This window comes from Trichocoleus sp. AS-A1 (assembly GCF_039962015.1).
Taxonomy (GTDB): domain Bacteria; phylum Cyanobacteriota; class Cyanobacteriia; order Cyanobacteriales; family FACHB-T130; genus FACHB-T130.
On record NZ_JAMPKG010000003.1, the window covers coordinates 174,271 to 187,397 of the forward strand.

7 protein-coding genes are annotated in these 13,127 nt (G+C 42.6%); 6 read left to right on the forward strand and 1 reads right to left on the reverse strand.

All coding sequences use genetic code 11. The features are described 5' to 3' along the window. The first annotated feature begins 8 nt into the window (after nt 1-8). Genes NC994_RS04130 through NC994_RS04140 form a run of 3 tightly spaced genes read left to right on the forward strand, consistent with a single transcriptional unit; the run spans nt 9 to nt 4,866 of the window. A complete protein-coding gene (locus NC994_RS04130; protein ID WP_190434424.1) occupies nt 9-2,765 on the forward strand; it encodes a DDE-type integrase/transposase/recombinase in 2,757 nt (918 codons plus the stop codon). Continuing rightward, on the forward strand, nt 2,765-3,880 hold the full coding sequence (locus tag NC994_RS04135) for an ATP-binding protein (protein ID WP_199299556.1): 1,116 nt from the start codon (nt 2,765-2,767) through the stop codon (nt 3,878-3,880). The genes NC994_RS04130 and NC994_RS04135 overlap by 1 nt, the downstream gene beginning before the upstream one ends. Continuing rightward, on the forward strand, nt 3,877-4,866 hold the full coding sequence (locus NC994_RS04140; protein ID WP_190434429.1) for a TniQ family protein: 990 nt from the start codon (nt 3,877-3,879) through the stop codon (nt 4,864-4,866). Before NC994_RS04135 ends, NC994_RS04140 begins: the two co-directional genes overlap by 4 nt. Before the next feature lie 1,044 nt (nt 4,867-5,910). Here NC994_RS04140 and NC994_RS04145 read toward each other — a convergent pair. Then, nucleotides 5,911-6,861, reverse strand: coding sequence for a WYL domain-containing protein (locus tag NC994_RS04145; RefSeq protein ID WP_190434431.1), 951 nt, complete (start codon nt 6,859-6,861; stop codon nt 5,911-5,913). Between the two features lie 128 nt (nt 6,862-6,989). Between NC994_RS04145 and cas3 the strand changes: the two genes are divergently transcribed. The 3 genes from cas3 to cas7d are packed head-to-tail and all read left to right on the forward strand — an operon-like array spanning nt 6,990 to nt 13,082. Then, nucleotides 6,990-9,110, forward strand: a complete 2,121-nt coding sequence (gene cas3 / locus NC994_RS04150; RefSeq protein ID WP_190434433.1) for a type I-D CRISPR-associated helicase Cas3' — start codon at nt 6,990-6,992, stop codon at nt 9,108-9,110. Between the two features lie 10 nt (nt 9,111-9,120). After that, a complete protein-coding gene (gene cas10d / locus NC994_RS04155; RefSeq protein WP_190434436.1) occupies nt 9,121-12,099 on the forward strand; it encodes a type I-D CRISPR-associated protein Cas10d/Csc3 in 2,979 nt (992 codons plus the stop codon). Further along, a complete protein-coding gene (cas7d, locus tag NC994_RS04160) occupies nt 12,096-13,082 on the forward strand; it encodes a type I-D CRISPR-associated protein Cas7/Csc2 (protein ID WP_190434439.1) in 987 nt (328 codons plus the stop codon). Before cas10d ends, cas7d begins: the two co-directional genes overlap by 4 nt. Nucleotides 13,083-13,127 lie beyond the last annotated feature (45 nt).

Genomic DNA, 13,127 nt, shown 5'->3' on the forward strand with positions numbered 1-13,127 from the left:
GGATAGCCATGCTCTCCGATGGTGAATTTCAAGCATGGTGCGATCACCTGCAACTCTCACAACAACAAAGAGATTGGGTTAACCAAATTCGCACATCTCCTCCCGTCCGTAAGGTCAAAGGGAGTTCAAGAAATGTTCATGGCCCTTACGCTAGTAAAAAAATGGGCAGAACGATTCAATTTGAATCCCACACCGTTGAATTACCTGCGATCATTCAATTTTATGAAAATGATGACTCAGTTTTAGAATACTGGGATCAACCGATTAAATTCACTATCAAATGCTCACCTCAAGGAAAACAAGCTACTACTATTTCTCATTACCCTGATTTCTTTGTAATGAGAAAGAATCGATGTGGGTTTGAAGAATGGAAAACAGAGAAAAAGCTTGGCAAACTAAGCAAGGAACAGGCTTATCGTTACCAAAACTTGGAAGGAAAATGGGTAGATATCATTGTTCAAGAATATGTAGAAAACTTAGGATATTATTACAGTCTTCGCTCAGATAGTGAAATTGATTGGGTCAAATATCGGAATCAGAAGTATTTACAACCCTACAACCAAGGATATTTAGATCAACAATACATCCTTGATGAACAGGTAGAATTTCATATTAAAGATATTATCATTAATAATCCGGGTATTAACCTGACAAATCTGCTTAAAAAAGCGCAAAATGCCACCATTGACGATATTAATACCTTAATTGCGCTTGAAAAAGTTTATGTCGATTTAAGTGCAGTCGCCTTAGTCGAACAAGATAGAGTACATCTATTCCGTGACCAAGCGACTGTCGAAGCATACATTACTGCTACTCATGATTATAGTGAACCTGTATCTAGCAGTGTGCAGATAGTCGATCTCAAAGTGGGTTCATCATTTCTTTTAGATGGAAAAAGCCTGACTATTGACCATATTGGAGAGAGTAAAATTATTCTCAAAGGAGAACAAGGAATTATTCGTTGGACTCATGCAGAATTTCAACAATTAGTTGAGTTAGGGGAAATTAGTCATCTTCAAACAAAAGAACAGAAAACCTTAGATGAGGAGGGATGGCAACAATACTTTAGAGAAGCCAGCCCTAAAGCTTTAGAAATTGCTAATCAGCGATATCAAGCAATTAAACCGCTTTTAGATGGGGAGTCTTATGATTCTCTGGGTTGTAATGTACCAGAACGAACCTTACGCCAGTGGAAAGCCAAATATCGCAAAGCGAAGCAAGAATATGGAGTTGGTTTGGTAGGTTTAATTCCCCAATATAAAGGTAATCCCACTCCTCGCTATTCTGATGAAGATTTAGAATTCATTGATAAGGTGATAGAAGAACACTATGAAAGCTTTAAACAAAAGAATGCTTGGCAAACTTATCTAATGCTAAGAGATAAATGGGAGGAATCAGGACTCATCTCTCCAATTCCTAGCCATACGTTTTACTATGAAAGGCTAAAGAAACGAAATTCTTATCAACAAACTAAAAGAAGAATGGGACCTCGTGCCGCTAATAGTCTTTTGGGGCCTTGGTTAATTAAACCCACTACCCCCCGTCATGGAGATCGTCCTCTTGAAATTGTTCATATTGACCATACCCAGCTTGATATTCAATGTGTATGTCCATACAGTAAGAAGAACTTAGGCAGACCTTGGGTAACAGGCATGATTGATGCTTACAGTCGCCGGATTTTAGCCTTATATCTAACTTTCGATCATCCGAGCTATCGGTCTTGTATGATGGCTATCCGCATCTGCGTGCAACGGTTTGGGCGATTCCCTGAATGGATTGTTGTAGATAACGGAAAAGAGTTTCAATCTACTTATTTTGAAACTTTATTAGCTCGATTTGAAGCTAGTAAAAAACATCGTCCCAAAGATGTTCCGAAATTTAGTTCGATTATTGAACGTTGGTTTGGGTCACAAAATACGGAATTTATCAATAATTTAAGGGGTAATACCCAAATTATGAAGCACGTCCGGCTCGTTAAGAAAGAAAATAATCCAAAAAATCTAGCAATTTGGAATTTAGAAGAATTATACGATTATTTGGCTTTTGGCTATGCTTATGGAGCTTACGATCGGGCAGAACATCCGGCTTTAGAAGGAATGTCTCCTCAACAAGCCTTTGAATTGGGATTAGCTAAAACGGGACATCGCCCTCATCAATATATCAAGTATGATGAGCAATTCAAAATTTTAACCTTGCCTACAAACAATAAGGGTACCGCCAAAGTTATTCCTGGTAAGGGAGTAAGGATTAACTATCAAGATTATTGGTCGGATGAATTTTACAGTGTGGAAAACCAATCGGTTCCCGTCCGCTATGATCCCCTTGATTATGGTGTTGCTTATGCCTATGTTAATAATCATTGGGTAAAGTGCTTATCTAATTATTATATTAAGTTTCAAGGTTATTCAGAAAAAGCGGTAGAGATAGCATCAACCGTTTGCAGAAGAAAACAACAAAAATATAACCAGAGCCAATATATAGGGTTTAAAGAGATTGTTGACTTGCTGAATAATGCAGAAGAACATGAAGAAATAATGCTACAAATCCGTCGAGATCAATCGGCTAAATTAGTTTATAATTTAATCGAAGGAACTCTTAGTAGCGCTGTTTTAAATCCAGTAGATATTAAACAGCCTTCCGAACCCAAGACTAAAGAGATTGAAGAGACTATTTTCGATAGGGAAGAAGCTGTTTTACAGCCTAGCCTGTCTAGAGAAATTAACCTTGAGAATATTGAAATTTTTCCTAATGAGGAATTATGGTGATGGCTAATAATCGTCAGTTTCCTTTAGAAATTCTTCAACAATCGACGGATAATAAACTTAAATACTTTAAAAATGTGATTATTCCTCATCGCAATATCAGGTTGCTTTTAGAACAGCTACTCAAAAATGCGATCGAACCGGATGATGCTTTAGTATATCTGGTGTTTGGAGTAACAGGCGTAGGTAAATCTCTCTTGAAAGCAGAATTTGAGAAACGATTACTTAAACATTTTGAAGATGAACTTATTTCCAATCCTGGCAGTTTAATTGTAGGGGGAATCGAGGTAGATAGCGCTGAAGGAGGGAAGTTTAACTATTCTGATTACTATATTCAAGTGTTGGAGTCTTTAAAGGAAGTTTTGATTGATTATAAGGAAAATTATGGGATTGATTTAGAAAATGATAACGAAGATAATTTAACAGGAGATCATGAAGGAAAGAACGCTAAGGCTTTGCGCCGAACAATGCAAAAAGTTTTTTTACACCGTCAGTTAAAAGCTTATACCCTCGATGAAGCACAGCACTTATTTGATGTGGCAGGGGGAAGACAAATTAATGTTCAAATGAACTGGCTTAAATCAATTGCTAATAAAACTCAAACAGTTCATATTTTATTTGGAACGTATGAGCTATTAAAATGTCAACAAGTGAACGGTCAGGTAGGAAGAAGAAGTGAAGATTATTATTTACCTCCCTATTATCTAAATAAAGTAGAAGACCAACAACATTTTACTAAGATTATTGGGACGCTACAGCAGCATTTTCCTGTGGAAAATGCGCCCCAATTAGGAGAACATTGGGAATACTTTATGGAATTCTCGATAGGATGTGTGGGAATTCTCAAAAGTTGGTGTTATCGCGCCCTCAAAAATGCGTTAGATGATAAAGCCAAAACAGTGAGAATGAAAGATTTTAAAGCGAGGGAGTTATCCGCAGGAAGACGAAATAAGATTAAAGAAGAGTTAGAAGCAGGAGAAAGACTTTTCGCCAGTTTATATAATGATGGAAACCTCAAGAAGACTGAATCTACTGACAGTTCATCACCCAAGAAAGGTGGAAGGGTTGGGGAGCGTAAGGTAGGTAGGGACTTAATAGGAATCAATCAAGAAGGATGAGTATTTACTCAGAGCTTTGGAGTCCAAAACCTCTAGAAATCCCCCAACGGAGTCGGTTATTTTCTCTTGAACCTGTGGCGGTGGGAACTCCCTACACAGAAAGTCTGAGTAGCTATCTGAATCGTTTAGCGCAAGAGCATTGTTTAACCTCTCAGAAGCTGATTATGGGAGAAATTGCTCCACTTATCCTTAAAGATGAGGATAAATCTGAGCTATTGACAAAAAATTTGAGTCACCTATTGGGAAATAGCGATGCTAAACCAGCCATCAACGGAATGCGGGAAATGACGGGAAAGTTGGTAGCTGTATTAGAAGAGTTAACTATGCGTCAGAATTTACGCTTTTTGACTCTTTTAAGCTGGAAAGGGATGATTTATGACCGAGGGTTATTTCGGAACTATCGCGCTTGGTGTCCTTGTTGTTGGAAAGAGTGGAAGCAGGAGAACAAAACTATCTATGAACCATTATTATGGTCATTTAAGGATGTAGAATTTTGTTTGATTCACAAACAACGATTAATAGAAGAATGTCTTCATTGTGGTTCGCGTTTACCTGTGATGGCTAGGTTTTCACCTGCGGGATTTTGCTCTCGTTGTTATAGGTGGTTAGGACAGGAAATTAAAGGCGAAGAAGAAATAGAGAAATATCGAGTTAATATTCAAGGAATTAGCGAATTAATTGCACTTACTCCCCAATTAGGTTATAAACCCATCCCAATCGAGTTAACCCGAAAATTACAATTAATTTTGTTAGCGTTTGAACAAGTAATTGGTAAGGATTTGAAGTTATTGGGAGATTTAGGGGGAATCATGGAATCGTTGAGGATAGCCTCAACAATAAATCAAAGTCAACCTTATCATTTGGTAAAGTTGATTATTCCTGTGTGCCAGAAAGCAAAGATTAGTGTATCCCAGTTGCTTGGGTCAGATTTTAAGGAATTGGGCAAGATATTGTTCGGGAATTTTAGTCTGGAATTAAAGTTGTAGAAGTTTAGTAAAAATAAGGATTTATGGTTAAAGGAGTTTGGAAGGGAAAAGATCATTGCTTTCCTAGATCCGGTTCCTGCTGATTATGCTTTATTTGTGCAAGGGCAACTTCTCGATATTATTGAAATGAAAAAAATCTCTATTGGCGCACAAAATGTTTTAGAACAAGCGAAACAATACTCAAAGAATGTTTTTGATATTTTATTGTTCTCAATTAGCAACGTCCAAACAATAGGTTGTTTAGGATTGAATACATGATTATGAGCGTGATCGCGCTTGTGAAGTAAAACTCTCGTCTTTTAGGTGGAGGAGAAAGAAAAGTTTTTGAAGGAATTAACTTAAATCGGACTTTTACTTTGGCGAGCGCACTGCAAAACCAGATGCCTATCCAAAGCTTGAGAGCGAGCGCACAGCAAAACCAGAGGCTGAGCTAAAGCTTGGGGACGATCACACCAATTAGAAAACAGTGATCGCGTTCCGAATCAGAAACTTATCCAAAGTGTGGGTGAGATCGTTCAATTCATCCTGGCTGTACACAAACAATAGAGTTCTTAAGTAGACAATAGAGTTCTTTACTAACTGGCACATAAGTATAAGTACTTGAAGCCTACCGCCAGATTAGCTAATTAGCGATCGCTCTTGAAAAGCGTGGACAAAGACTCAGCAATGGAATGCTGATCAGCTTTGTTCGCGTTTTCAGTTTTTAACTACTCTTTTTGGCACACGACTGGAAACCTTAGTCGAGTTGTATAGAATTCATCGGTAGTTGGAGAAGGGCTTTGGTGTTATTTATAGACTTTAACCGAGAATCAGTATGTATCCCTCTTCTGTCACTCTTCGGGAAGGCAATCTCCAGAAGCCTTATCAGCCAATCAATACAAGCTATCCTATTAGAAAAAGCTGGCGGCTGTATTTGTTGTTAGAAAAAAATCTGGCGAGCGCTTTCTATACATAGGCTCTAGAGTTCAAAAATGGCAAATGTTTTCGTAGAGTGACACAAGAGGGATACATCTGTCAGCACCTTTCAAGTGATAGCGTTCTTTGTTAAATTGAGTGATATTTCTCGTGTCCCTTCATAAATTCAGTTCCTATCAATTGAGCTAGCCACTCAGGTTTTAAGACTTGAGCATTTGAACCGTATTGCAGAATTCTTTGGCGGAACCAAAATAGGCAATCTTCTTGCGTCACAATATCAACAAATTTGCCTTGGGGATCTCGATGCTGTACAACCTCCTGGTTACGGCGAGGTTGGTAGGTCGAAAGAGGACCACTCATCCGGTAATAAACTTTCAATGTTGGAAAACTGGAAAAAACCCAACGGATATGAGATGCAGCCCCCACACTCGTGATTCGGTCTACTCGAAATGTAACGTTTTGCTCGATATTTGGTCTTGTCTGGATGTAGCGGCAAGGAAAATCAGGAACAAGAGCAAACAAATAGAGTACTCCGTTATGCAGCCGCAGTTCTGAACGATCCATATCCCAAGTTCGCTCATCCCCCTGGGGATTTTTATAGCGGATGGTGTAGCGGCACTGTTGCTTGAACCGTTCTTGGAGTTGACAAACAATAATATCGAGTTGGTTATCGCAATAATCGACGGGAGGACTGAAGTCTACTTTAACGTTGGGAGGCTGGTCGGTAGGAGATAGTTTGCCGATGCGAATAATCTGACTGGCTTGGGCGGAAAAACCCATGTCTGCTAAAAAGTAAGCCGCCATTGCCAGTGCCTGTCGCTGTTCGGTTGAGAGAATGACGGGGAAGTTAGATTCGAGTAGTTCGTAGGGATGATGAGGAGCGCTTTTGATTTCAAAGCCGCAGCCTCTCAATTGGCGGATGGTACGGGTGAGCTTTTGAACCACATCTCCCGACGCTTTGCCGTGATGTTCTAAAAATTCTGAGAGGAGGTTCCCTAACTCCTCGCGTTTTCTGGGTTGCTCTGCTAGAAGTTTGAGGATTTCTAGAGCGAAGGCAATTTGGTTGTAGTCAGAAGACATAAGTGAGAGGGAGAAAATTAGACGCTAGCCTACGGAAATATTTACTCCCTTAATTGAGATGTTGTCAAATTTTGACTATGACTTTTGAGAAGTGGGTATTACCTTAGGAATATCGAACACAGCTAATAATGAAAATTCAACTACGTCCCCTGTACTCCCAGCTTAATGCTGGCGTTGGGAGTTGCCCACTGGGATGCGATCGCGTTTGTCAGGTTCGCGAACAAGCTCCCAACCTCAGACCGCCTCCCGGTTGTACCTGTCCTCTCTCGTCTCATCAAGTACAGACTTATATTCAAGTTACGCAAGGTGAGGCAGACATCATCTTTAACAAGTCGGCAACGGGAGACGGGAAATCTTTAGGGGCTTCGCTACCCAGTTTACTAGACCCTAACTTTCGGTTCATGGGAAACTATCCCACGATTGAACTGGTGGAAGACCAGACTCAGCAACAACACCATTATCACTCACTCTTTAATTTAGATGCTGAAGAACGCATTGATCGCTTATTTGGCGGAGAGTTGAGCCGCAGAGTCAAAGAAGCAGAGAGTAATCGGTTTCAAGAACTGCTGTTGGCTATTCAACAAAAGCCAATTCTGCTCTCTAACCCTGACATTTTCCATCTAATTACCCACTTTCAGTATCGAGACTCTGCCTATGACAATGCTCTACTGCCACTAATGCTGGCACAGTGGCCGGACTTGTGGGTCTTTGACGAGTTTCACATTTTTGGTTCTCATCAGGAAGCAGCCGTTTTAAATAGTTTGACTCTCATTCGCCGGACACAGCAGCAGCCGAAGCGGTTTTTGTTCACCTCGGCTACACCAAAACCAGATTTTATTGAACAGTTAAAGCAAGCCGATTTCAAGGTTGCAGAAGTCGAAGGAGTCTATGCAAATGTTGACACTTCTGGCTATAGACCAATTCTGCAACCAGTGGAATTAGAGTTTGTGGAACTCAAAGACACTGATGCTTTGAGCTGGTTAACAGATATGGCTCCTCGCATCCAAAAAATGCTGGAGGCAGAATCAGATGGCAGAGGATTAATTATTCTCAATTCTGTTGCCCTTGCAGGTCGAGTTACTCGCCAGCTTCAGGAACTGCTGCCAGGAGTCATTGTTAGAGAAATTAGCGGACGGATTGACCGCCTATCCCGCCAGCAAATTCAAGCGGCTTTGAAGGAAGCCACACAACCCGTCCTTGTGGTAGGAACGTCAGCCGTCGATGTGGGTGTGGACTTTCGGATTCATCTGCTGATTTTTGAGAGTAGCGATTCGGCGACAGTGGTGCAGCGCTTGGGTCGCTTAGGTCGGCATCCTGGGTTTAACACCTACAAAGCCTTTGTCCTGCTTCCGGGTCACGCGCCTTGGGTAATGGCTCGGCTGCAAGAAAAACTGGAGTCCGGTCAAACGGTTGAGCGAAGTCTGTTACAAGATGCGATCGCTTATGCCTTTGATCCACCGCGAGAGTTCCAAGAATATCGTAACCGTTGGGGTGCATTGCAAGCTCAGGGAATGTTCTCGCGTATGGGTGAGGGGAATGCCAAAGTGATGCAATCGGTACGCGATCGCATGACGGAGGATTTGCAGCGTGTTTATTCTCAGAACTTAGAATCCGCTCGTAAGCAGTGGTACAAGCTTGGTAATGATGATGTAGGTAAGGAAGTTCAAAAAGAACTCTTACGCTTCCGGGGCGGCTCAACGCTTCAAGCTGCCGTTTGGGATGATAGTCGCTTCTACACCTATGACCTGCTGAGACTCTTACCTTATGCAACAGTTGAGGTTATTGAGCGAGAGACATTTTTAAATGCAGCTACAAGCACTGGACATGGTGAAGAGGCATTCCCAGACAAGTATATCCAAGTTTATCTTCGCATCCAAAAATGGACAGAAAAACGATTCGATATCAGCCTGCACTGCAACCGAGACAGTCACGAACTACAGCCTTGCCAACTTTCCCTCATTAGTCGCCTCAGCCTAGTAGCGGAACACCTCCAATCGGATGTAGTGACTTGTCTGAGTCGGAAAAATTTACTGACTTATTTAGTTCCCGTCAATCGCAATAACCTTAGTAGCCACTGGGATATCAGCCGTACCCTTCACCTCAGCCCAGTATTTGGATTGTACCGAGTTACGGACGGAGGAGGACAAACCTATGCCTGTGCGTTTAACCAAGATGCGTTGCTGCTAGAAGCGCTCAAGTGGCGTTTGAAAAAATTCTGTCGCACTCAACCCCAATCCTTAATCTTTTAGGGAAAAACTCATGGCAACGTTACTGCAAACACTGCTGGTTGAAACTCTGCCAGCAAATACCGACCCAATTTTGCGCTCGTACATCGAGACAGTACTGCCCGCAATGGAACGAGAATTTGCCTTAATTCCAGCCTTGGGAGGGTCTGAAGAAGCGCACTATCAGCTCTTGTCTAAACTTGGCGACTTCCATGCCAAAGCAAAGGCACAGCGATGGGCAAATCGTGCCGACCAGAATTTATTAGTTCACGTTCTCAATGCCTTACTAACTGCTTGGAACCTGACTCCTTACCTGAGCCAACCCCTATCGGATGTCGAGAAGTATCTGATTTGTTTGGGGCTAACTCTGCACGATTACAACAAATATTGCAGTGGTCAGGGAGAAGAAACTCCCCAGGCTTATGAAGTTCCAACGATTCTCGAACTGTGTCAAACGTTGGGAGAGAAGCTAAATTTTCAGTCCTTTTGGTCAGACTGGCAGCAGTACCTCCCAGAGATTGGCTATCTTGCTCAAAACACTCAATACAAGGCAGGTACTAACGCGATTCCTGCAAACTGGCCGACCTTTACTATTAAAGACCTCCGTCGCCTAGAACTTCCCCTACGCCGACTTCTCGCCTTTGGAGATATAGCGGTACATCTCCAAGACCCAGCAGACATCGTAACTCAGACTGGGGGCGATCGCCTGCGAGAACACCTGCGATTTTTGGGAATTAAGAAAAAGCTAGTCTATCACCGCCTCCGAGATTCATTGGGGATACTCACTAACGGGATTCACAACGCCACAGTCCGCTTTGCTCGTGAGTTGGAGTGGGAACCCATTTTGTTCTTTGCTCAAGGGGTTGTTTACCTGGCTCCCTTAGATACTGAAACACCAGATTGCTCCGAGCTGCAAGAGTTTATTTGGCAGCAAATCAGCCAACTTTTAGGGAGCAAAATGCTCGGTGGAGACATTGGTTTTAAGCGGGATGGGAAGGGGCTTAAGGTGGCTCCACAAACGTTAGAACTGTTTACTCCAGCTCAACTGATTCGCCAGCTTCCAGATGTCATTCAAGCCCGCGTAGCCAATGTCAAAGACCCAGCCACTCCTAAGCGTTTAGAAAAACTGCCCTTAAGTGAAGAGGACAAAAAGTCTCTCACTCGTGATGCCGATATTCGGGCTGACCGTTTAGCAGAATTTGTGTTTCTGACGCAAAAGGAATTCTTTGGCAATAACCCAGAATACATTAACTGGGTTTTAGAAGCGTTAGAACTCCAAGGCAAAATTTCTCCCGAACAAACGCAAGCCCAATCAGGAGGAGTTAATTACGGTTGGTATCATGCCGCTGCTTGTTATATTTCAGTTCATCGCAGTTTGACCCCTGACGAAGTTTCAGAAAAACTCTCCGAATTAGCAGAGAAATTAGCGATTTGGGCAGAAAAAAATGACCTTCTGCCAGAACATCACAGTCCTACTCGCGAAATCTTCTACAGTTATCTAACTGATTATCTAGAAGTCTACGGTTGGGAGAATCAAAACCAAGGGTTTCGGGATGAATTAGCCACTTATACGATTGCCAAAACTAAAGCGGCTAAACAGCCTATCTGTTCTTTGAGTTCTGGACAATTTGATTCTGAAGACCAAATGGATTCTGTTGTTCTGTTCAAACCTCAGCAGTACAGCAATAAAAATTCGTTGGGTGGGAGACAAATCAAACGGGGCATTTCCAAAATCTGGTCATTAGAAATGCTACTGCGTCAAGCACTTTGGTCGGCAAGCGCAGGCAAATTCGAGGAACAGCAACCTATTTTCCTTTATATCTTTCCCGCCTACGTTTATTCTCCTCAAACGGCTGCTGCTATCAGATTACTGGTCAATGACATGAAGCGGGTCAGCATACGGAAAGTGTGTAAGCAGTGGCTGGAAGCGGGGATGCACTACAGCGGATTGCGCTCGCTGGATTGGCGAAAAGCTGATGAGATAGAGGACGGACGTTATCCGAATCGATACTCCAGTGCTGATCTGCCTTTCATGGCTACAATTCCTAAAATTCCAAGAGACAAAACGCTAACAGATGCCTGGATAGAACCTGCTTTTCTCGCATTAGCACTGCCCATACTTTTGGGCGTAAAGGTTGTTGCTACTACCAGCTTTGTCCCACTTTACAACAGCGATAACGACTTTAGGGAATCACTCATTCTGGATGGACCAGCAGGATTTTGGAACTTGCTTTCTTTACCAACTTCCTTGCGGATTCAAGACTTATCTAATGCTCTAGAGCGGCTATTAATCGCCTATAGCCTGCATTTAGACAGCCGTAGTACACGTCAGGATGAGCGTTGGCGAGCGCTAATCGGAACTGTACGAGAAGTGACTACCAACGTGCTGAATGTGTTCGCATTAGCCAATGAAGGATTGCGTCGCGATAAGCGAGAGCGTCCGACTTCAGAAGAAGTTCAACGCTACTGGAAATATGCCCAACTCTGGTTAGGAGTAAATGATGAACATTCAACCGAAGAAACTCAAACCGAAGGAGGAATTTATCTAATGAAATTAATCGAGGGATTAGTTCAGCAATATCGCAGGTTTTACCAAGTCAGAGTTACTGAATCCAGCCATACAATTTTGCTGCCAATTTCTAAAGCTTTGGAAGTAATTCTAACGGTTCCTCAACAAGTTGATTATGAGGACTTGATTTTGCAAGGAGCCGGACAACTTAAAGATGCCTTAGACCGTAGAGAAGTCTACCGTCCTATTTTAATGGACAAATCGGTGGACTACCCTACTCGACAAGCGCAGGAATTAAGGGCAATTCATACCTTCATGAGTACCTGTGTACACGAGCTATTTGGCAAACTCTATAACTACGACCGCGCCCTCCTCCAAGAAAACCGCAATCGCATCAAATCTGGGGCTGAATTTGCCTACCGCTTGCTAGCTTTGCAAGAAAAGCAGTCTCAGTCTGAACAGACCGAATCCACTCAAACCAACAAAAAAGGAGAAGCTGCATGAGCATTTTAGAAACCTTAAAATCCCAATTCCAACCCGCTTTCCCCCGGTTAGCTTCTGGAAAGTACGTTCACTTTATCATGCTGCGTAACAGCCAATCGTTTCCCGTTTTTCAAACTGATGGGGTTCTTAACACAGCACGAACCCAAGCCGGGTTGGAAAACCACGATTATATTAGTCGGCTGGTAATGTTTAAGCGCAAGCAAACCACACCAGAGCGGTTGGCTGGACGAGAGTTACTGCGCTCATTAGATTTGACCAGTGCTAATGGCGAAGATAAGCAAAAGTATTGCGAATATAACGGCCAGGAGTCTTGTAAGAAATGCCCGGATTGCATCATTTATGGTTTTGCCATTGGTGATAGCGGTTCAGAACGCTCCAAAGTATATTCGGATTCAACCTTCTCTCTTTCGTCTTACGAACAATCCCATCGCAGTTTTACGTTCAATGCTCCCTTTGAAGGGGGAACCATGAGCGAGGGCGGTGAAATGCGTAGTGCCATCAACGAACTAGACCACGTTTTGCCAGAAGTGACATTTCCCTCCGTCGAAACCCTGCGTGACCCGACTTATGAAGGCTTCATTTATGTGCTGGGGAATCTGCTGCGGACTCGGCGTTACGGCGCACAAGAATCCCGCACGGGAACGATGAAAAATCACCTAATAGGCATTGTTATGTGCGATGGGGAAATCTTCAGCAATCTGCACTTTACTCAGGCACTTTACGATGCCTTAAAAGGCGACATCAATGCTCCTATCTCTGATATTCGGATTCGGGCGAGTGAGGTGGTAAACAATCTACTGAATGATGAACCCGTGCGTAAAAGTCAAGTCATTGTTGGTGAGCAGTTGGAAGAGTTGCTTGATGAAGCCAGTTCTCTCTATCAAGACGAAGCTCGTTTGCTGTCAACGATGAGTGCCCTCTACGAGCAGACCAAAACTTACTCCGAAACCTACGGAGCGCTCAAGAAAAAGGGCAAGAAATAGTTACCGCTTTTCAACTGGAGGGCAGACATCTCCGAAAAACGCGGG